The organism is Duganella sp. P38 (genome assembly GCF_050859475.1).
Taxonomy (GTDB): domain Bacteria; phylum Pseudomonadota; class Gammaproteobacteria; order Burkholderiales; family Burkholderiaceae_D; genus Rugamonas.
In genome coordinates this window covers 3,722,533-3,742,960 of sequence record NZ_CP193936.1, presented here as the reverse complement: position 1 = coordinate 3,742,960, position 20,428 = coordinate 3,722,533, and the positions used below count along the sequence as shown (strand labels likewise).

The following is a 20,428-nucleotide window of genomic DNA, read 5'->3' as shown; positions in this document are numbered from 1 at the left end:
CAATGTCAGAAGTAGATTTCAAAACGCGCATCGAGCAACTCAGCGCGGAGCTGAACCGGCATTTGCACGCCTATCACGTGCTGGACGCGCCAACCATTCCGGACGCGGAGTACGACAAGCTGTTCATCGAGCTGCAGCAGCTCGAAGCATCGCACCCTGAGCTGGCGCTGCCCGACTCGCCGACCAGGCGTGTCGGGGCGGCGCCGCTGCCGCAGTTCGAGCAGGTGACGCACACGGTGCCGATGCTGTCGCTGAACAACGGCTTCACCGACGAGGATATCGAGAACTTCGACCGCCGCGTGCGCGAAGGGCTGGACACCGCCGCGCTGGTGGAATACGCCGCCGAAGTCAAATACGACGGCCTGGCGATCAATCTGCGCTACATCGACGGCGTGCTGGCACAGGCGGCCACGCGCGGCGACGGCTATACCGGCGAGGATGTCACCGCCAACATCCGCACCATCCGCAGCATTCCGCTGCGCCTGAACACCGCCAACCCGCCGGCCATCCTCGATGTGCGCGGCGAGGTGCTGATGTTCAAAAAGGATTTCGAGGCGATGAACGCGCGCCAGCGCGAAGCGGGCCAGAAGGAGTTCGTCAATCCGCGCAACGCGGCGGCGGGCAGCCTGCGCCAGCTCGATTCGCGCATTACCGCGTCGCGCAAGCTGAGTTTCTTTGCCTACGGCGTCGGCGCGCTGGAAGGCGCGGACATGCCGGCCTCGCACTCGGCGCTGCTGGACTGGTATCGTGAACTGGGCATGCCAGTAGCGAAGGAAGCCACGGTAGTGCGCGGCTACGATGGCCTGATGGCCTACTACAAACAGATCGGCGAAGCCCGTCCGGCCATGCCATACGAAATCGACGGCGTGGTGTACAAGGCCAACCGCCTGGAAGACCAGCGCACGCTGGGCTTCGTCTCGCGCGCGCCGCGTTTCGCGCTGGCGCACAAATTCCCGGCCGAGGAAGCGCTGACCACCGTGCAGGCGATCGAAGTGCAGGTCGGCCGGACAGGCGCCATCACGCCGGTGGCGCGCCTGGCGTCGGTATTCGTTGGCGGCGTCAACGTCACCAACGCCACGCTGCACAACGAGGATGAAGTGCGCCGCAAGGACGTGCGCGTGGGCGACACCGTCATCGTGCGCCGCGCCGGCGACGTCATTCCGGAAGTGCTGGCCGTGGTGCTTGAGCGCCGACCCGAATCGACAGTGGTGTATGAGCTGCCGAAGGAATGCCCGGTATGCGGCTCGCACGTGGTGCGCGAAGAGGGCGAAGCGATCGCGCGCTGCTCCGGTGGCCTGTTCTGCTCCGCGCAGCGCAAGGAAGCCATCCGCCACTTCGCCGGCCGCCGCATGATGGACATCGAAGGTTTGGGCGACCGCTACATCGACAGCCTGGTCGAATGGGGCAAGGTGCAGCGCGTGGCCGACCTGTACGCGCTGACGCTCGACGATCTGCTGGAAATGAAGCGCCTGGCCGATGAACGCGACGGCACCACGCCGGAGACGGTCGCCAAGGGCAAGATCGCCACCAAATGGGCGGACAACCTGCTGGAAGCCATCGCCGCCAGCAAGAACCCGCCGCTGGAACGGCTGCTGTTCGCGCTCGGCATCCGTCACGTCGGCGAATCCACCGCCAAGACGCTGGCCGAGTGGCTGGGCCGTTTTGAACTGATCCGCCGCGTACCGGCGGCGCTGCTGCGCGTGCTGCCCGATATCGGCGGCACGGTGGCCGAATCGATCGCCGACTTCTTCGCCGAACCGAAAAACCAGCAAGCCATCGACGCGCTGCTGGCGGCCGGCGTGGCGCCGCAAGGCGAGCATCCGCCAAGCGCCAAGCTGCGCGAAAAACTCGATCCGGTCAAGCTGATGGCGGCGCTGGCGATTCCGAAACTGACCGAGCCGCGCAGCAAGCAGCTGGTGGAAGAAGGCGTAACGCTGGAGGCGCTGGCGTATCTGCAAGTGTTCAACGTCTTCGGCCTGCCGGCGACAGTGTCCGAATCGCTGGAGAACTGGATGGCGCAGCCGGGCAACCGCCAGCAAGTCAAGGTGCTGCACCTGCTGCGTGAAGACCTGCTGGCGCAGCTGCCGGAAGCGGTGGCCGCCGAAGGGCACCTGACCGGGAAGACCTTCGTGCTGACCGGGACGCTGCCGACCATGGGCCGAGACCATGCCGCCGCGCTGATCGAAGCCAAAGGCGGCAAGGTTTCCGGCTCCGTCTCGAAGAAAACGCACTACCTGGTAGCCGGCGCCGACGCCGGCAGCAAACTGGCCAAGGCGCAGGAACTGGAAGTAACCATCCTCGACGAAGCCGGCCTGCTGGCGCTACTCGCACAAGAATAAGAAAGGAGAGGCAATGACCGTTCGTGAAATCCTCAAGATGGGCGACCCGCGCCTGCTGCGCGTGGCGGAACCGGTGACCGAGTTCGATACGCCGGCGATGAAGCAGCTGATTGCGGACATGTTCGATACGATGTACGCGGCCAATGGCGCCGGGCTGGCGGCGCCGCAGATTGGCGTCAACCTGCAACTGGTGATCTTTGGCTTCAAGCAGAACCCGCGCTATCCGGAGGCGCCGCAGGTGCCGGAGACGGTGCTGATCAACCCTGTCCTGACGCCGTTGTCGGAAGAGATGGAAGAGGGTTTCGAGGGCTGCCTGTCGGTGCCGGGACTGCGCGGCAGCGTGCCGCGCTACGTCAAGCTGCGCTACGAGGGCGTGGATGAGCATAATCAGCCAATCCGGCGCGAGGTCGATGGCTTCCACGCGCGCGTGGTGCAGCACGAGGTCGATCACCTGCTGGGCAAGCTGTATCCGATGCGGATCAGGGACTTTTCCAAATTCGGCTTCACCGAGGTGATGTTCCCCGGCCTCGATCCCAACGACGACGACCGACGCGTAGCGACGATTATGGTTCCATTCTCCTTCCAACAAAAAGTATTCCTGTTCCTGCTGGCCGTGGTCACCATCGGCTTCGGCTGGATACTGGCGCCGTATGCCGGCGCGATTTTCTGGGGCGTGGTGCTGGCCATTCTGTTCGCGCCTGTGTATCGCTGGCTGCTGCAACGCACGCGCAACCGCGCGGCGCTGGCCGCGACGCTGACGCTGCTGCTAATCGTCGTGATGGTGATTCTGCCACTGACGCTGATCTCGATTTCGATCATCAACCAGGCTTCGTCGGTGGTGGAGCTGATGCGTTCGGGCGAAATCACGGTCGGCTCGTTCTTCAACAAGGTCATGGCGGCGTTGCCCAACTGGCTGGTGTCGCTGCTGGACCGCTTCCATCTGACCAGTCTCTCCTACCTGCAGGACAAGCTTACCGAAGCGGCCTCGCAGGTAAGTCAGGATGTGGCCAAGCGCGCCATCAACGCCGGCCTGTACACCGTCGACTTCCTCACCAGCCTGTGCATCCTGCTCTATCTGCTGTTCTTCCTGCTGCGCGACGGCGACAAACTGGCCAAGCGTGTGCGCGAGGCGGTGCCGCTGAGCCGCAAGTACAAGCAGCGCCTGTTCCAGAACTTCACCACCGTGATTCGCGCCACCGTCAAGGGCAATATCCTGGTGGCCATCGCGCAGGGCGCGCTGGGCGGCCTGGCGTTCTGGTTCCTCGACGTGCGCGCGCCGGTGCTGTGGGGCGTGCTGATGGCGTTCCTGTCGCTGCTGCCGGCGATAGGCGCGGCCATTGTCTGGGCGCCGGTGGCGGTGTACTTCGTGGCCACCGGCGAGTTGTGGCAGGGCGTCGGCCTGGCCCTGTTCGGCGTGTTCGTCATCGGCCTTGTCGATAATTTCCTGCGCCCGATCCTGGTCGGCCAGGACACCAAGATGCCCGATTACGTGGTGCTGCTGTCCACCATCGGCGGCATGGCGCTGTTTGGCCTGAATGGTTTCGTCATCGGTCCTGTAGTGGCGGCGCTGTTCATCGCCAGCTGGGAGCTGTTCGTCAACGCCAGCGAGTTCCACGCCGACTAGTCTTCGCCGTCGCGCAGCAGATCGCGCGCGTTCAGCAGCGCGTAGATGATTTCCGGATGCTTGCCGAGGCAGCGCCGGATGGCGGCGGGGATGCTCTCGCGCGTGCGCCGGCACAAGCCCGGCTGCTCCGCAAGTTTGATCTGCAAGCCCATGACAGTACGCACGCCGTTGGTGCTGGGGGTGATGGTCAGGCGCACGCCCAGCAACTCGTGCAGCCGCTGTTCGATGCGCCCGAGCGCCTCGTAGTTGTCGATCGCCTCAATGCGGGCGATCAGCGCCTTTTCCTCTTCGCGGGTGAGCCGCAGCACGCGGATGTCGGTCTGGGTGTCGCGCTCCCAGGCGTCCAATAGCTCGCCCTGGCGGCATTCGCAGGCGCCGGGCGGGCACTCTTTACGGATCGGGAAGGGCAGGATGGGCGGCATGCGGACGATTTTACTCCCACCCACGGATGTGCCGGCGCGAATCTGTCGGCAATCGCTGACGCGGTTTCAGCCCTGGCGCAAGCGCTGTTGAAGCAGGGCCAGGACGGCTGCCTCTTCGGGGCGCAGTGCGTGCAGGTCTTCCTTGAGCTCCTGCTGCGCGCGGCGGCGCAGGGCGGTCAGCATGGTGCCGTCGAGGTAGGACTCGATGACCGCCGGGTGCACATAGCACTTGCGGCAGATGGTCGGCGTGTTGCCGAGGTTTTTCGCGACCGATTCGATGGCCTGCACCACGTTCTTCTTGGCCTGCGCTTCGGAGTCGTACTTCTCGTATTCCAGCAGCGCGACGGCGGCCAGCACGGTGCCGGCCCAGGTGCGGAAATCCTTGGCGGTGTAGTCCGCGCCGGTGATCGATTGCAGATAGTCGTTGACGTCCGCCGAACCGATGGCGTGCGGATTGCCGTCGTCGTCCTCGTACTGGAATAACTCCTGGCCGGGCAGGTCGCGCACCTTGCGGATAATATTGGCCAGGCGGCGGTCATGCACCTCGACCGCGTGATGGACGCCGCTCTTGCCGCGAAAACGGAATTCCACCTTGCCGCCATTGAGGCGCACATGGCGGTCGCGCAGCGTGGTCAGGCCGAATGATTTGTTCTCGCGCGCATACTCCTCGTTCCCGATGCGCATCAGCGTCGCCTCCAGCAGGTAGACGATGGTGGCCAGCACCTTCTCGCGCGGCAGGCCCGGTTTGCGCAGCGCCTCGTCCACCGCCTTGCGGATTGCCGGCAACGCCTTGCCGAAGCTGAGCATGCGCTCGTACTTAGCTTCATCGCGGTGGCTGCGCCAGCGCGGGTGGTAGCGGTATTGCTTGCGCCCGCGCGCATCGCGGCCAGTGGCCTGCAAGTGGCCCAGCGCATGCTTGCAGATCCAGACATCGGTCCAAGCCGGCGGTATCACCAGGGATTTGATGCGCGCCAGCGTGTCTTCGTCGGTGACAGCCTTGCCGTCGCTGTCGAGATAGCGGAACTGTTTGCCGCGCAGGCGGCGCGCGATGCCCGGCTGGTCGTCGTGCACATAGCGCAGCCCCGCCAGTTTGGCGGCAATTGGCGCCAGGTCGGCGGCTGGAATGTCATCACGCTTCATCGCTATCCTTGTTGGCTGTGTACGTTGAATCGTACCCGGCCAAATGGACGGACGATGTGCGCTAGCGCACGATTAATCCATGCGCTTGAGGCGCTGGCCGACGATGCTCCACTTGCAGGCGACGCCGTCGGGGGCGCCGGTCAATACCCAGCCGGTGCCGATCTTCTCGACGCCGATATCGCATTCCAGTTCGCGCGCGAGTTTTTCGGCCCAGCCTTTGGCGGCGCCCTGGCCTTTAAATAATTCGTTGCCTTCGTAGATGACGGTGGCGTCGAACACGGGAGCGGCAAAGATGGTCATGATGGTCTTCCAAAAATGTAAGCCGTTATTGTGCCACGACGGCGCGACTGTATTAAGATGCGGCCCATTACTTTTCGGGCAAGGAAGCCATGCGCCGTTTATCCGCTTCGATATTATTGGTATGGGCGACGTGTGCGCCGTTGTCCCACGCGGCGCTGCCGGCAGGGGCGGACACGGTGGCGCACGCGCGTGACTTGCGCCAGCAGGCCGCCGCCACGGCTGACGTGGAGCGCGCCACGGCGCTGCTGGAGGAAGCTTTGCGTTCACTGAAGGCGGCGGAGCAGGCCACCGCCAACCCGGCGCTGCGCCAGGAGAGCTACAACACGCTGCTGCCGCTGGCCGCGCTCTATGGCCGCCAGGGCCGCAAGGAACAGGCGCTGGATGCGCTGGATCAGGCGCGCACAGTGATCTGGCTCCCGGCGGCCGCACAGATGCTGCGCAACGACAGCGCTTTCGACGCCTTGCGCAACGAGCCGCGCTTTCAGGCGATGCTGACGGCCTCCGAGGCGCCGCATCGCTTGTGGAAAGGCCCCGCCAGCGATCATCCCTACAAGGAGGCGCTGACGGTCGAGGAGCGCATCGCCGGCCTGACGCAGTTCTGGGCAGAGGCGCGCCACAGTTTCGTCTACTTCGACAAGGTGCCGGAACTGGACTGGAATCAGGTCTATATGGACTATCTGCCCAAGGTGATGGCCGCGCAGACCACGCGCGATTACTATGCCGTGCTGCGCGAGCTGGCGCCGTTGCTGAAGGACGGCCACACCAACATCTGGGCGCCCGGCGAACTGAATGCGGAATTTGAAGCGGTGCCGCCGCTGCGCACCACGCTGGTCGAAGGCAGGGTGCTGGTGGCGCATGTCGGCGATGCGGCGCTGCGCGATCGGGTTCGCGTCGGCGATGAAGTGCTGGCCGTCGACGGCATGGCGGTGCACGATTACGCCCGACAGCGCGTGATGCCGCTGGTGAGCGCCGGCGCGCCGCAGGACCGCGACTTCCAGACCTACACGGTTGGCCTGCTGCGCGGGGCGGCCAAGGCACCGGCCGTACTGCGCCTGCGCGCCGCCAACGGCAAGGAGCGTGACGAAAGTTTCGGCCCGCAGCGCCGGCTACCACTGGCCGGAGGCGCCGGAGTTCAGGATGCTGGACAACGGTGTGGCCTACATCCGCATCGAGCATTTTACCGACGATAGCGGCCTCAAAGCCTTCGAGGCCGCGCTGCCGCAGATACTGAAAGCGCGCGGCCTGGTGATCGACATGCGCCGCAATGGCGGCGGCGCAACGGCGACATTGGCTACAAGATTCTGAGCTACCTGACCCGCAAGCCGCTGCTGGGCGCCACCAGCTACGTGCGTGGCGCCGACAGCTACCTGCGCGCTTCCATGGCCAGCCTGGTGAGCTGGCACCGTATGCCGGACTGGCAGTACACGCTGGCGCGCGAGCAGGTGTACGACGGTCCGGTCGCCGTGTTGACGGGGCCACAGACATATTCGGCGGGCGAGGATTTTGTCCTCAGTTTCACCATCATGCAGCGCGGGCTGACAATCGGCGAGGCCACGGGCGGCAGCACTGGACAGGCGATCAACTTTACGTTGCCCGGCGGCGGCGCGGCACGCGTCTGCGCCAAGCGCGACACCTACCCCGATGGCCGCGAGTTTGTCGGCGCTGGCGTGGCGCCGTCCGTCGAGGTAAGGCAGACGGTGGCCGGGCTGCGCGCAGGGCGCGATCCGGTGCTGGAGCGTGCGCTGGCGGAACTTGGCAAGCGTTGATCAGGGCTTGAGCAGATAGGCGGCGATGTCGCGCGCGTCCGATTCGCTCACGCCCATGGCCGGCATGGCGCTCTGCGGCTGGTAGCGCTGCGGGTCCTGTATCCAGCGCGCCAGATTGGCGGCGTTGTTGGGCAGGTGGCCGCCGATGTACTGGCGCTTGGCCAGATCGCGCAGCGGCGGCCCGACCATGGTTGCGGGGCCGGTAACGCCTTCGATCTGGTGGCAGGCGTTGCATGCGTATTGCGTCAGCGCCAGGCGGCCGCGTTCCGTATCCGGCTGCGTATGTGCGGCGCGCGCGGCGCGCTGTGGATGGCCCGCCTGTTCTGCCATTGCGCTGTAGGCCGGCGGCGACAGCACCGGCAGCACCGTCAGGAAGGCCACCACCGCCCAGATATCTTCATCGGCCAGGCGATACTGCCATGCCGGCATGCCGCTCATCTTTACGCCGTGACGGGTGATCCAATACAGCTCGGGCGTTTGCCAGCGGCGCGCGGCATCGGACAGCGGGCCGGGTATCGGCTGCATGCTTTTCCCGATGTCGCCTTGCGCGACGCCGGGCGCGCCGTGGCACACCACGCAGTTGTCGCGATATAAGGCTGCGCCGCGCAAGGCCAGCGGGCTGTCCGGTTTTACGCCGGTCAGCGCGGACGGCGCGACGATGTCGCGTGCGTGGTAGCGCACCGAGCGTTCCAGCGCGATTTCCAGCACACTATGCACCCACTGGAAATGCGATTGCGTGGCGCCGGTGTTGTAAAAACCGCCGTGCATCACCAGCAAGCCGCCGGCCGCGCCAAGCACCGCCAGTACCGCCAGGGTGGCGGCCACAGTGGCGGCGACGAGTCGGCGGCGGGCGGAGGTCATGTGGCTGCGTCCTATTGAAAAGACAAGAATATTGTAATTCTTATAGTATAGCCAGACCTCGGGCTTGAGCTGGTTCTCAATCGTGCGCATCCTTTTTCTTCTTCCTCTGGCGTGGCTGGCCGCTTGCGATAGCGGCGGGCCGCCGCCTGCGCGCGTGGCCGGCGGCGATGCAAAGCTGGGGAGGGTGCTGCTGGCGCAGTATCAGTGCGGCGCCTGTCATCAGATCGGCGGCGTGGCGGCGGCGCGCGGCCAGTTGGGGCCACCGCTCGATGGTTTTGGGCGCCGCAGCTACATCGCCGGCAGCCTGCCCAACGCCCCGGAGACGCTGGTGCGCTGGCTGGTCGACCCGTCCGCACTCAAGCCTGGCGCCAGCATGCCGGCGATGGGCGTGTCAGAACAGGACGCGCGCCACATGGCCGCTTACCTGTATGCGACGCCATGAGCAATCCTCAACAATCCGCCTTGCACCCGGCCGGGCCGGATGCGGAAGTGATCGCGCAGCTGGCCTGGGTGCTGACCGGCGGCGCCACTGTGGCGCTGATCGGTGTGATGGTGCTGTGCGTGATGGGCTTGCGCGGCCGGCGTGTTGTGCATCCGCGCTGGTGGCTGTGGGGCGGCGGCGTTGTGCTGCCGGTGCTGGTGTTGTCGTCGCTGTTGGCGTTTTCTACGTGGCGCAGCGCGCAATTGAGCATGCCGTCGTCGCAGCATGCGGTGAAGATTGCCGTGGTGGCGCGGCTGTGGTGGTGGGAGGTGCGCTATACCGATCCCGCTGGCGGGCCGGATATTGTGCTGGCCAATGAAATCCGTTTGCCGGTCGGGCAGCCGGTGTATCTGGGCTTGAGCAGCGCGGATGTGATTCACAGTTTTTGGGTGCCGGCGCTGGCGGGCAAGGTGGATATGGTGCCGGGACGGCTGCACGGCATGACGCTGCAGGCGGACCGTGCCGGCGTTTATCGCGCGCAGTGCGCCGAGTATTGCGGCGAGCAACATGCGCGCATGGCTTTGCACGTGGTGGCGCAAAGCCCGGACGAGTTTCGGGCATGGCTGGCGCAGCAGGCCGCGCCTGCGCGCACGGCGGGGCTGACGGGACAGGTCGCGGCGGGGCAGCGGGCGTTCGCGCAGCAGCGCTGCGGCGCGTGCCACACCGTGCGTAGCGTCAGCGACACAGCGCAGGCCACGGGCGCTGCCAGCGGCATCAGCGTCACCGGCGTCACCGGCGACACGGGCGGCATCAGGGGCGCGAGCGGAACGAGTGGCACGTTGGACACCGACCGTACGGTCGTGGGCGAGGGCGGGCTTGGGCCAGACCTGACGCACATCGGCAGCCGCCTGTATCTGGGCGCAGGCACGGTGCGCAATGGGCGCGGGGCGCTGGCGGCATGGATCGCCAATCCGCACAGCGTCAAGCCGGGCGTGCGCATGCCGGCCAGCGCGGACATGGACCAGGACACGCTGCAAGCGCTGGCCGCCTACCTGGAGCAACTCAAATGACCCGACGCAGCTCGCTGCCGCGCCCCGAGGGCGAACTCGAAGATCTGGAACGCGTGTGGCGCACGCCGCGCGGGCTGCGCTTTCTCACCACCGTCAACAACGCCACCATCGGCCAGCTATACATCGGCACCGCGCTGCTGTTCTTCGTGCTGGCCGGCATACTCGGGCTGATGATACGCGCGCAGCTGGCGACGCCCGACAGCAACCTGCTGAGTCCCGGCCTGTACAACCAGGTGTTCACCATGCACGGCACGGTGATGATGTTCTTGTTCGCCATCCCGGTGGTGGAAGCGATCTCGGTGTTCCTGCTGCCGGCCATGCTGGGCGCGCGCGACCTGCCGTTCCCGCGCCTGTCCGCGTATGCCTATTGGGCCTACGCCGCCGGCGGCCTGGGTTTCTTTGTCAGCCTGTTCGCCGGGCTGGCGCCGGACGGCGGCTGGTTCATGTATCCGCCGCTGACGAGCAAGGAGCACTCGCCCGGCATCAACGCCGACTTCTGGCTGCTGGGGATAGGCTTTATCGAAATCTCCGCCATCGCCGGCGCGATTGAGCTGATCGTCGGCATTTTGTTCACGCGCGCGCCGGGAATGACGCTGGGCCGCATGCCGGTCTACGCCTGGGCCATGCTGGTGATCGCGCTGATGATCGTGTTTGCATTCCCGGCGATTATCGCCGGCACCACGCTGCTGGAGCTGGAGCGCGCCTACGACTGGCCGTTCTTCATCCCGGCGCGCGGCGGCGACCCGGTTCTATGGCAGCACCTGTTCTGGTTCTTCGGCCATCCGGAGGTGTACATCATCTTCCTGCCGGCGGCCGGCATGGTGTCGATGATGCTGCCGTCGCTGGTCGGCGCGCCGCTGGTCGGTTACCGGCCGGTGGTGATCGCGCTGGCGGCGGTGGGGGCGATCAGTTTCGCGCTATGGGCGCACCATATGTTCACCGCCGGCCTGAGCCTGTGGTCGTCGACGCTGGTTTCGGCTGCCAGCATGATCGTCGCCGTGCCGACGGCGTTACAAGTGTTCGCGTGGATCGCCACCTTGTGGCGCGGCCAGGTGCGCATCAACGCGCCGATGCTGTTCGTGCTGGGCTTCCTGTTCATCTTCGTGCTGGGCGGGCTGACCGGCGTGATGGTGGCGGTGCTGCCGTTCGACTGGCAGGCGCACGACAGCTACTTCATCGTCGCCCACTTGCACTATGTGCTGATCGGCGGCCTGGTGTTCCCGATGTTCGGCGCCCTGTATTACTGGCTGCCGCTGGTGAACGGCCAGCGCATGTCGGAACGGCTGGCGCGCTGGGTGTTCGGCCTGATGTTCGCCGGCATGAACCTGGCGTTCTTCCCGATGCATATCAGCGGCCTGCTCGGCATGCCGCGCCGGGTCTACACCTATTCGACCGAAATGGGCTGGGATGGATTGAACCTCGCTTCCAGCATCGGCGCCTTCATGCTGGGACTGGGCGTGCTGCTATTCATGGTGGACATGCTGCGCACGCTGCGCAAGCCGAAGCGCGCGCATGGCAATCCGTGGCAGGCGCCAACGCTGGAATGGATAGCGGCCGAAGACTACGCCACGCGCAGCATCCCCGACGTGCGCTCGCGCGAACCGCTATGGGACGATCCGCAGTTGGCGCACGAGGTGGAGGCCGGCGCCCACTGGCTGCCCGGCACCGGCACCGGCCGGCGCGAAACCATCGTCACCAGCCCGGTGCAGGCCAGGCCGCTGTATGTGCAGGTGCTGCCGGGCGACAGCTGGTGGCCGCTCGCCGCCGCGCTGGGCACGGCCGGCTTCTTCCTGCTGCTGACGGTGAAGATGGCGCTGGCGGCGTGGGCGTGCGGCATCGTCGCCGTGGTGTCGGTGCTGGCGTGGATGTGGCAGTCCGACAGCCTGCCGATGCAGCGCCAGGTGCGCGTGGCGGACGACGTCACACTGCCGCTGGGCGCGCGCGGCGTGCTGTCCCACTCGTGGTGGGCCACCGTCATCATGCTGGTGGTGGACGCCACGGTGTTTGCCTCCTTCGTGTTCGCGCACATCCACACGGCGATGCGGCTGGAGGTGTGCCCGCCACCGGGCAGCAGCCTGCCGCCGGCGTGGTGGAACTGGGCCGCGTGCGGCGCCCTGGCGGCCGGCTCGCTGCTGCTGGAGTGGGCGCGCCGGCGCGCGGCGGACGGCTGGCAGCGGCTGGCGCTGGCGGCGGCGCTGCCATGCATGCTGGCCGGGGTGGCGCTGCAGATCGGCGGCCACGTCGCGGCCGGGCTGGACCCGGTGGCGACAGCCTGGGGCGCGACCATCGCCGCGATGCTGGCTTATCAGGGACTGCACGCGGTGCTGCTGGCGATCCTGGGCGTCTACCTGTGGCTGCGCTCATGGAGCGGCCGCCTGAGCGCGGTCAACCGCGCCACCGCGGATAACTGCGCGCTGGTGTGGCACTACGTGACGCTGCAAGGCGCGGTGCTGGCGCTGGCGGTGTACCTGGTCAGCGGGCTGCCCACTCGATGAGCTGGGACGACAGGTAAAGCAGCAGCCCGATCATGCCGCCAACCAGCGTGCCGTTGACGCGGATGAATTGCAGGTCCTTGCCGATATTGAGCTCGATCTGGCGCGACATGTCGCGGTCGTCCCAGGCCTTGACCGTGTCGCTGATGTGGCGCGTGAAAAAGCTGGCGAAGGCCGGCGCCAGCGTACGCGCCATGCCGGCCAGGTGCTGGTTGAGCGAGGCGCGCATCGCCGGGTGGCGCAGCAGTTCCTCGCTGAGCCAGCCGGCGGCCTGCAACACGCCGTCGTGCAGGCGCGAGTCGCCGCCGGCGATATCGGCCTTGATCCAGTCGCGCACGCTGCCCCACAGGCCGTGGATGTAGTTGTTGAAGGCGTCGCCGTCGCGCAGGTAGCGCTTGAATTCCTCGCCCCTGGCGGCAAACGATGGATCGGATTCCAGCCGCGCCAGGAAGCGCTGCACCATGTCGTCGAACTTCAGGCGTAGCTTGTGGTCGCGGTCGGCGGCGATGTCCTCCATGATGTTTTGCAGCGCCCTGGCAATCATGGCGGCGCCGCTTTCGCTGATCCATTCGGTCGGCAGCATCAGCTCCATGGTGGCGTGTTCGCGCTTGAGCCAGGCAGCGATCTGGCCGGCGATCATGTCGCGCGTGGCGGGGCGGTTGACCACGCCGATCAGTGCCACTATGCCGTCGTCCAGCAGCTCCTGGTGGCGGCCGTCCCTGGTCAGCCCCGCCAGCACCGTGCCCAGCGAACGCGACAGGTCCAGCTTGCCGATGGCGGCGTTGAGCGCGTCGCGCAGCAACTGCTGGATGCGGGCGTCGTCGGCGGTGGCGAGGATTTCCGGCAGCAGCTTGAGCAGGTGGCGCGCCAGGTAGGCGCGGTTGTCCGGCGATTGCAGCCATTCGGCCACGTGGGTCGACGGATCGGTCTTCAGGATCACCGCCGCCAGCGCTTCCGGCCTGAGGAACTTTTCCTCGACAAAGCCGGCCAGGTTGTCGGCGATGCGGTGCTTATTGCCGGGAATGATGGCGGTGTGGTGCTGGATGAAGGGGATCGGCACCTTGCGGAACAGCGCCACCACGGCAAACCAGTCGGCCAGCGCGCCGACCATGGCCGCCTCCGACACGGCGCGCAGGGCGTCCACCCAGAAGCCGCGCGGCAGCAGCGAGGTGACGACAAACACCGCCGCCGCCGCTGCCAGCAGCGCCAGTGCCAGTTGCTTGGAACGTGTTAATTCCGCTTCTTTGGTCATGCGCCGATTATGGCACGCTCCTTTGCCGGCGGCGCGCCAGATAGCCCAGCAGTGCCAGCCCGGCCCCCAGCAGCGCGTACCGGTCCGGCTCCGGCACGGCGGTGACGCTGAAGTTGTAATTGATGCCGTTCAGCGTGGAGCTGCCGATGCCCAGCCCGGTCACCTCGGCGGTGCCGTAATAGACGCCGCCGGCGGCGATGGCCTGGTGCCGCTCGCGGGTGGTGCCCAGATAAATGGGCGAGTTGTCCTCGCCGGCGCCGCCGTTGCCATAACCGTCGAAGTAGAAATAGCGGTGCTCGACATTGGTGCCCAGTGCCCCGGCCGGCACGAAGCTGCCGCCGCTGTACTCGCCTCTGGTGTAGACGTTTTCCAGCGTGAAGCTCGACGAGCCTGAAAAGCCGGACGATTGCAGGCTGACGTCGGCGGCCGCCGTGATATTGTTGTTGAGCCAGTAGCCGTCGTGGGCCACCGCGATGATGCTGTTGTCATAGGCGTACTCAAAGTTCAGCGCCTTGCTGAAGACCGGCCCCTGGTAGGGATCTTGCGCGCCCTCGCTGACGGCAACGCTCTCGCCGACCAGGCCGGTCAGCACGCTGATCGAATTGCCGCTGACGGTGGCGCCCAGCGTCCAGAAGTCGCGGTCGTAATAAAAGTCGACCTTGTCGCCGCTCAGCTTGACATAGTTGGCCGCTTGCGCGGCGCCGGCGGCCAGCGTGGCGGCCGCCATCACAACACCTAACATGGGAAATTTCATCCGCGATTCTCCTGCCGGCGCTTGCGCGCCACAAAGGCTAATAAAGCGAGGCCGGCGCCGAGCAGCGCGTACTGCTCCGGTTCCGGCACCGCGCTGACATCAAAGGTGTAGCTGACGCTGTCCAGCCCCGCTTCGGCCAGGCCGAGGCCGCTGGTGGACGCGCTGGCGCTGAACACGCCGCTGGCGGCGATCGCCGCATGCGCGTTCAGGCTGGTGGCCAGTTCCAGCGGCTCGTAGCTGGCGGCGCCGTCCCAGGTGAACTCATGGGTGTAGCGATAGGACCACTGGATCTGCCGGCCCAGCGCGGCGCCGGCGCTGAAGCCGCCGCTGCCGAAGGTGCCGCTGGTGAAATCGCTGATGAGGCTTTGCGTCGAATCGCCGTAATAGCCGGTGTAGCGCAGCGTGTAGGCGCCCACCGCGTTGAGCTGGTTATTCAGCGTGTAGCCGGCGTGCGCCACCGCGATGACCGCCTGGTCGAACGCGCGGTTGACCGCGACGCCGGCGGTAAACAGCGGCCCGTCGTTGGGATCGGCGGCGCCCTCGGTCACCTGCGCGCTGGCGGCCATCCCGCCCGGCCGCAGCGAGATGGTAGTGCCGCTGACGGCGGCGCCCAGCGTCCAGAAGTCGCTGTCGTAGTAAAAATCGATGTGCTCGCCGGCCAGCTTGACGTAGCTGGCGGCGTGGGCGGCGCCGCAGGCCAGACCGATAGCCGCGGCCACCCCGCGCAATAGTGGCGTCTTCATTCTGCATCCTCTCCCCAGCAGCGGAGTATGACACTAAATTCATGTCACAAATGAATGCAAATAGAATAATTAATTTTATCGCGCACGGTTGGATTTCGGCGCGCGATCAGTGCTAGAAATCAGCGGTGCTTGTTGCTGTTGAGGTTGTCCAGCAGGCGCTTCAGCTCATCCTGCATCGACTGCGACAAATTGATGAACTGGCAGCCGATCTGCACCTGCTCGCCGAGCAGGAAGGAGCGGAAGGTGCGCGACAGCCGCACTTCGAGGTCGGCGATCATCACCGAGTCCGGGCCCAGCTCCAGCCGCACGCGCTGCAGCTTGCGGCCGACGTGCAGGCCGACCGCGTCGCGCGGGGCGGCGCGCATGCCGACGCCGCCGGCGGAGAAATCGTACAGCTGCAATTCATACGGCTTGCCGTTCAGCACGAACGAGGCCATGTAGTACACGCCCAGCGGCGTTTCCAGCCGCGCCGAGGCGCGGCGGTTCAGCACCTGGCATTTCAGCGGGAATTCCAGCGGAATCAGGGTCGGCTCGTTGGGCTTGGACGACCATTGCGGCGACGACAGCAGGAACTGGATCTTGGCCGAGCGCAGCCGGGCCACGAACACCGCGTCGCCGGGCGGCAGGAATTCGCCTTCGTTCAGCTCCAGCACGAAGTAGGGCTGTTCAGGATCGACCGATTTGATGCGCGCCATCACCACATTGGTGGCGCTGGACGGGTACACCGACACCGCCTCGCCGGACTCGGCCAGATAGGTCAGCGCATCGCCGATGTCGTGTTCATCGGTCATGTCGTGCGGTTTCGAACCCGCGGCGATTGGCTCCACAGCGTCTTTTAGGGTGGGAGGCCCGCGACGGAATTCATTTGGTATAGGATCGTTCACGACGGCATATCTCTTTGATAATGACTTCTACAATGCGAGGTCGATCTGCGCATTTTACGGCGGATTGGCGATCTTGGCTTGCAAAATAGCAAGAAATTTTAGCGTGTTGTGGTTCAAAAGCGTTCATCGGGGCGCAAATAGCGCCACTGGCCGACCGGCAGGTCGCCCAGTTTCACTTTGCCGATACGAACACGTTTCAAACCGACAACTTTCAAGCCAACCATTTCGCACATGCGGCGAATCTGGCGCTTTTTGCCTTCTTTCAGCGTGAAGCTGAGCTGGTCGTCGTTTTGCCAGCGCACCTTGGCCGGCAGCAGCGGCTTGCCGTCCATCCACAGGCCGTGGTTGAGTTTTTTCAGGTCGCTGTCGGGCAGCTTGCCGGGCTTGCTGTACTCGACGCGCACCAGGTATTCCTTGTCGACGTCGGTGGTTTCGCCGATCAGGTGCTTGGCCACGCGGCCGTCCTGGGTCAGCACCAGCAGGCCGACCGAGTCGATGTCGAGCCGGCCGGCCGGCACCAGCGAGCGCAGCTGCGTCGGGTGGAATTGCTCCGGCGACGGATCGTCCGGCCAGCGGTTTTCCGGCTTGATCAGCGCCACCGCCGGCTGGTAGCCGTCCTCGGCCTGGCCGGACACATAGCCCATCGGCTTGTTGATCAGGATGGTCACGCGCTTCGATTGCTCGGCGGCGGCCTGGCGCTCGACGGTGACTTTCTGGCTCGGGTAAATCTTGGTGCCCAGTTCCGAGACGACCTTGCCGTCTACCCGGACCCAGCCGCGCGCGATCCATTCATCGGCCTCGCGGCGCGAGCACAAGCCCAGTTCGGACATGCGTTTGGACAGGCGGAGTAATTCTTCAGACATTTCTAAACTCTTATAAAACAGGTTAAACCTTGATGGCGTCCAGCAGGTCGGTTTCCAGCTGGATCTGGTTGCGGGCGTTGGACAGCGCCGCGCCGTCGATCAGGAACACGTCTTCCACGCGTTCGCCCAGCGTCATGACCTTGGCCGTGTGCAGGTTGATCTTGTACTTGGTCAGCACGTTGGCGATCGCGTACAGCAGGCCGGTGCGGTCGTTGGCGGCCACCGACAGCAGGTAGTACTGGCCGCGCTCGTCCGGCCGCAGGTCGACCGTCGGCTGGATCGGGAAGGTGCGCGACAGGCGCGACAGCCGGCCCTTGCCGGGCGCCGGCAGCGGCTCCGGATGGGTCAGCAGCGCGCACAGCTCGTGCTCGATCAGGTTGATGATGTCGCGGTAGTTCTTGGCGAAGTTCTGCTCGGTGACCATGAAGGTGTCGAGCGCGTAGCCGTGGCGCGTGGTGTGGATCTTGGCGTCGAGGATGGAGAAGTTCTTGCGGTCGAAATAGCTGCAAATGCGCGCGAACAGGTCGGGCTGGTCCTGGATGTAGACGGCGATCTGCAAGCCCTCGCCGATCGGCGCCAGGCGGCACTTGACCACCGGCTGGGCGCTGTTGAAGCGCTCGTACAGTGCGCGCGTCTGCCAGGCGATGTCGGAGGCGTCGTGGCGCAGGAAGTAGGCGACGTCGAGCTGCCGCCAGAAGGCCTCGTGCGCGTCCGGCGCCAGGCCGTACAGGCGCAGCGTGGCCAGCGCTTCCTGCTGGCGGGTGCGCAGCTCGTTGTCGGCGCTGTGCGGCTCGCCGCCGAGCACGCGCAGCGTGATCTTGTACAGGTCCTCCAGCAGCTTGGCCTTCCAGGCGTTCCACACTTTCGGGCTGGTGCCGCGGATGTCGGCCACCGTCAGCAGGTACAGGCCGGTCAGGTGGCGCTCGTCGCCGACCACCGTGGCGAAGGCCTGGATCACGTCCGGATCGGACAGGTCCTGCTTCTGCGCCACCTGCGACATGGTCAGGTGGTTTTCGACCAGGAACACCACCAGCTCGGTGTCGGCCTCGCTCATGCCGTGGTCGCGGCAGAACTGTTCGGCGTCGGCCATGCCGAGCTTGGAGTGGTCGCCGCCGCGGCCCTTGGCGATGTCGTGGAACAGCGCCGCCAGGAACAGCACCCACGGCTTGCGGAAGTTGGCCATCAGCTGGCTGCAGAACGGGTATTCGTGCGCGTGCTCGGCCATCGTGAAGCGGCGCATATTGCGCACCACCATCAGGATGTGCTGGTCGACCGTGTAGACGTGGAACAGGTCGTGCTGCATCTGGCCGACGATCTTGCGGAAGTTGGGCAGGTAGCGGCCCAGCACCGACAGGTCGTTCATGCGCCGCAGCGCGTGGATGATGCCGCGCGGCGCCTGCATGATTTGCAGGAACAGCGAGCGGTTGGCCGGGTCGGCGCGGAAGGCGGCGTCGATCTGGAAGCGCTCGTGCCACAGCGCGCGGGTGGCGCGCGCGGTCATGCCCTTGATCGACGGCCGTTCGGTCATCAGCAGGAAGATTTCCAGCATCGCCGACGGGGTTTTCTCGAAGGTGTCGTCGGCGGCGATGTCGATCAGGCCGTTGACGTCGTTGAAGCGGGCGTTGATCGGCACCGCCACGCCGTCCTGCGGGAACAGCCGTTCCTCGATGTTTTGCAGCAGGATGGTGTTGAGCTGGGTGACGGTCTTGGCGGCCCAGTAATAGCGCTGCATCAGGTACTCGCTGGCGCGGCGCATGTGCACGCCGCTGCCGGTGGCGGTCAGGCCCAGCGATTCGGCGATGGCGGTCTGGACGTCGAACACCAGCCGGTCCTCGCGCCGGCCGGCGTGCAAATGCAGGCGCACGCGGATGTCCTTGAAGGCGCGCTCCTTCTCCATCAGCTGGCGCGCCTCGGTCTGCGTGATCAGGCCGCTGGTGGCCAGCGTGCGCCACGAGCTGGCCAGGCCGGCCGCCTTCACCAGCCACAGGATCACTTGCAGGTCGCGCAGGCCGCCCGGGCTTTCCTTGCAGTTCGGCTCCAGGCTGAAGGCGGTGTCCTCGTACTTGGCGTGGCGCTGCTTCATCTCCAGCACCTTGGCCTGGTAGAACGCGCGCGGGTCCATGGCAGCGTCGTAGCGCGCCTGCAGTTCGGCAAACAGCTGCTCGTCGCCGCAGATGATGCGCGCTTCCAGCAGGCTGGTCTGCACCGTGATGTCGGCCGCCGATTCGCTCAGGCACTCGTCGACGGTGCGGATGCTGTGGCCGATTTCGAGGCCCAGGTCCCACAGCAGCTGCACCAGCTCCTCCAGCTTTTCGGTGGTGGCGGCGTCGGGCGCCTGCGCCAGCAGGATCAGCAGGTCGACGTCGGAATAGGGGAACAGCTCGCCGCGGCCGTAGCCGCCGACGCCGACCAGCGCCGTGTCCTCCGGCAGCGCGGCCGCGTGCCAGGCCGTGGCGAGCACCGCGTCGACGCTCTGGCGCAGGCTGCGCAGCAGCTTTTCCGGCTTGCCGTCTTCCTTGAAGGCGGCAATGACGACCTGGCGGTCGGCCTTCAGCTGGCGCTTGAGCCGCTCGCGCAGTTCACTCTTCATCACGGCCGCGTTCATCGGGTCAGGCCGCCTTGGCGCTCATGCCGGTGACGAAAGCCGGCGGCGGCGGGCTGCCGGCCGACAGCGTCAGCACCTCGTAGCCGCTGTCGGTCACCAGGATCATGTGCTCCCATTGCGCCGACAGGCTGCGGTCCTTGGTCTTGATGGTCCAGCCGTCGTTCATTTCGCGGATCTCGCGGCGGCCGGCGTTGATCATCGGCTCGATGGTGAAGATCATGCCGGCTTCGAGCTTGACGCCGGTGCCCGGCTTGCCGTAGTGCAGCACCTGCGGCTCCTCGTGGAACACCTTGCCGATGCCGTGGCCGCAGAACTCGCGCACCACGCTGTAGCCGGCTTTTTCGGCGTGCTGCTGGATGGCGTGGCCGATATCGCCCAGCGTGGCGCCCGGCTTGACCTGCTCGATGCCCAGCCACATGCATTCATAGGTGATGTCGGACAGGCGCTTGGCCAGGATCGACGGTTCGCCGATGAAGAACATGCGGCTGTTGTCGCCGTGGTAGCCATCCTTGATGACGGTGATGTCGAGGTTGACGACATCGCCGTTCTTCAACACCTTGTCGCCCGGGATGCCGTGGCAGATGACGTCGTTGACCGAGGTGCAGATGGCCTTGGGGTAGGGCGTGTAGCCGGGCGGGCAGTAGTTCAGCGGCGCCGGCACGGTGCCCTGCACGTTGACCATGTATTCGTGGCACAGGCGGTCCAGCTCGCCGGTGGTGACGCCCGGCTTGACGAACGGCGTGATGTAGTCCAGCACTTCGGAGCCGAGCCGGCCCGCCACGCGCATGCCTTCGATATCTTCGGCGGTTTTGATGGAAATAGACATAGAAAATCGCAATCAGCAAAGTAAACGGTGAACACGCCCGGCGCGCCGCCCGCTGGAAAGCGGCGG

19 protein-coding genes are annotated in these 20,428 nt (G+C 65.9%); 8 read left to right on the top strand and 11 right to left on the bottom strand.

What is annotated here, in order from left to right; all coding sequences use genetic code 11:
- Window positions 1–2: 2 nt before the first annotated feature.
- Window positions 3–2,339: an NAD-dependent DNA ligase LigA gene (gene ligA, locus ACRQ5J_RS17320; protein WP_432378360.1), complete on the top strand. Its 2,337-nt coding sequence runs from the start codon at window positions 3–5 to the stop codon at window positions 2,337–2,339.
- A 13-nt stretch (window positions 2,340–2,352) separates the two neighbouring features.
- Window positions 2,353–3,963: a peptide deformylase gene (gene def / locus ACRQ5J_RS17315; protein ID WP_432378358.1), complete on the top strand. Its 1,611-nt coding sequence runs from the start codon at window positions 2,353–2,355 to the stop codon at window positions 3,961–3,963.
- Here def and ACRQ5J_RS17310 read toward each other — a convergent pair.
- The 3 genes from ACRQ5J_RS17310 to ACRQ5J_RS17300 form a co-directional block, all read right to left on the bottom strand.
- Window positions 3,960–4,385 carry a hypothetical protein gene (locus ACRQ5J_RS17310; protein ID WP_432378356.1) on the bottom strand — a complete coding sequence of 142 codons (426 nt, stop codon included), beginning with the start codon at window positions 4,383–4,385 and terminating at the stop codon, window positions 3,960–3,962. The genes def and ACRQ5J_RS17310 overlap by 4 nt on opposite strands.
- A gap of 66 nt (window positions 4,386–4,451) precedes the next feature.
- Window positions 4,452–5,525: a DNA topoisomerase IB gene (locus ACRQ5J_RS17305; RefSeq protein WP_432378354.1), complete on the bottom strand. Its 1,074-nt coding sequence runs from the start codon at window positions 5,523–5,525 to the stop codon at window positions 4,452–4,454.
- Window positions 5,526–5,597: 72 nt separating this feature from the next.
- Window positions 5,598–5,825: a hypothetical protein gene (locus tag ACRQ5J_RS17300; protein ID WP_432378352.1), complete on the bottom strand. Its 228-nt coding sequence runs from the start codon at window positions 5,823–5,825 to the stop codon at window positions 5,598–5,600.
- A gap of 89 nt (window positions 5,826–5,914) precedes the next feature.
- Between ACRQ5J_RS17300 and ACRQ5J_RS17295 the strand changes: the two genes are divergently transcribed.
- The 3 genes from ACRQ5J_RS17295 to ACRQ5J_RS17285 are packed head-to-tail and all read left to right on the top strand — an operon-like array spanning window position 5,915 to window position 7,591.
- Window positions 5,915–7,015, top strand: coding sequence for a TPR end-of-group domain-containing protein (locus ACRQ5J_RS17295; RefSeq protein ID WP_432378351.1), 1,101 nt, complete (start codon window positions 5,915–5,917; stop codon window positions 7,013–7,015).
- Window positions 6,963–7,130, top strand: coding sequence for a S41 family peptidase (locus tag ACRQ5J_RS17290; RefSeq protein ID WP_432378349.1), 168 nt, complete (start codon window positions 6,963–6,965; stop codon window positions 7,128–7,130). Before ACRQ5J_RS17295 ends, ACRQ5J_RS17290 begins: the two co-directional genes overlap by 53 nt.
- Window positions 7,131–7,171: 41 nt before the next feature.
- Window positions 7,172–7,591: a S41 family peptidase gene (locus ACRQ5J_RS17285; RefSeq protein ID WP_432378347.1), complete on the top strand. Its 420-nt coding sequence runs from the start codon at window positions 7,172–7,174 to the stop codon at window positions 7,589–7,591.
- On the opposite strand, the gene ACRQ5J_RS17280 is transcribed toward ACRQ5J_RS17285, so the two are convergent.
- Window positions 7,592–8,452, bottom strand: coding sequence for a c-type cytochrome (locus ACRQ5J_RS17280; RefSeq protein WP_432378345.1), 861 nt, complete (start codon window positions 8,450–8,452; stop codon window positions 7,592–7,594). It abuts the gene before it with no gap.
- A 64-nt stretch (window positions 8,453–8,516) separates the two neighbouring features.
- Here ACRQ5J_RS17280 and ACRQ5J_RS17275 point away from each other — a divergent pair, with 64 nt between their 5' ends.
- Genes ACRQ5J_RS17275 through ctaD form a run of 3 tightly spaced genes read left to right on the top strand, consistent with a single transcriptional unit; the run spans window position 8,517 to window position 12,438 of the window.
- Window positions 8,517–8,894: a c-type cytochrome gene (locus ACRQ5J_RS17275; RefSeq protein ID WP_432378343.1), complete on the top strand. Its 378-nt coding sequence runs from the start codon at window positions 8,517–8,519 to the stop codon at window positions 8,892–8,894.
- Window positions 8,891–9,943 carry a cytochrome c oxidase subunit II gene (locus ACRQ5J_RS17270; protein WP_432378342.1) on the top strand — a complete coding sequence of 351 codons (1,053 nt, stop codon included), beginning with the start codon at window positions 8,891–8,893 and terminating at the stop codon, window positions 9,941–9,943. Before ACRQ5J_RS17275 ends, ACRQ5J_RS17270 begins: the two co-directional genes overlap by 4 nt.
- A complete protein-coding gene (ctaD, locus tag ACRQ5J_RS17265) occupies window positions 9,940–12,438 on the top strand; it encodes a cytochrome c oxidase subunit I (RefSeq protein WP_432378340.1) in 2,499 nt (832 codons plus the stop codon). Before ACRQ5J_RS17270 ends, ctaD begins: the two co-directional genes overlap by 4 nt.
- Here ctaD and ACRQ5J_RS17260 read toward each other — a convergent pair.
- The 7 genes from ACRQ5J_RS17260 to map all read right to left on the bottom strand — a co-directional run bounded on the left by ACRQ5J_RS17260 (window position 12,416) and on the right by map (window position 20,362).
- Window positions 12,416–13,687 (bottom strand): DUF445 domain-containing protein, encoded by a 1,272-nt coding sequence (locus ACRQ5J_RS17260; RefSeq protein WP_432378339.1) that lies wholly within the window; start codon window positions 13,685–13,687, stop codon window positions 12,416–12,418. The genes ctaD and ACRQ5J_RS17260 overlap by 23 nt on opposite strands.
- Before the next feature lie 7 nt (window positions 13,688–13,694).
- On the bottom strand, window positions 13,695–14,441 hold the full coding sequence (locus ACRQ5J_RS17255; protein ID WP_432378337.1) for a PEP-CTERM sorting domain-containing protein: 747 nt from the start codon (window positions 14,439–14,441) through the stop codon (window positions 13,695–13,697).
- Window positions 14,438–15,184 carry a PEP-CTERM sorting domain-containing protein gene (locus ACRQ5J_RS17250; RefSeq protein ID WP_432378335.1) on the bottom strand — a complete coding sequence of 249 codons (747 nt, stop codon included), beginning with the start codon at window positions 15,182–15,184 and terminating at the stop codon, window positions 14,438–14,440. Before ACRQ5J_RS17250 ends, ACRQ5J_RS17255 begins: the two co-directional genes overlap by 4 nt.
- Before the next feature lie 119 nt (window positions 15,185–15,303).
- Complete coding sequence (locus ACRQ5J_RS17245) at window positions 15,304–15,975, bottom strand: flagellar brake protein (protein WP_432378333.1); 672 nt, start codon at window positions 15,973–15,975, stop codon at window positions 15,304–15,306.
- A 206-nt stretch (window positions 15,976–16,181) separates the two neighbouring features.
- A complete protein-coding gene (locus ACRQ5J_RS17240; RefSeq protein WP_432378331.1) occupies window positions 16,182–16,931 on the bottom strand; it encodes a pseudouridine synthase in 750 nt (249 codons plus the stop codon).
- Between the two features lie 22 nt (window positions 16,932–16,953).
- Window positions 16,954–19,536, bottom strand: a complete 2,583-nt coding sequence (locus ACRQ5J_RS17235; RefSeq protein ID WP_432378329.1) for a [protein-PII] uridylyltransferase — start codon at window positions 19,534–19,536, stop codon at window positions 16,954–16,956.
- A gap of 4 nt (window positions 19,537–19,540) precedes the next feature.
- A complete protein-coding gene (map, locus tag ACRQ5J_RS17230; protein WP_432378326.1) occupies window positions 19,541–20,362 on the bottom strand; it encodes a type I methionyl aminopeptidase in 822 nt (273 codons plus the stop codon).
- Window positions 20,363–20,428 lie beyond the last annotated feature (66 nt).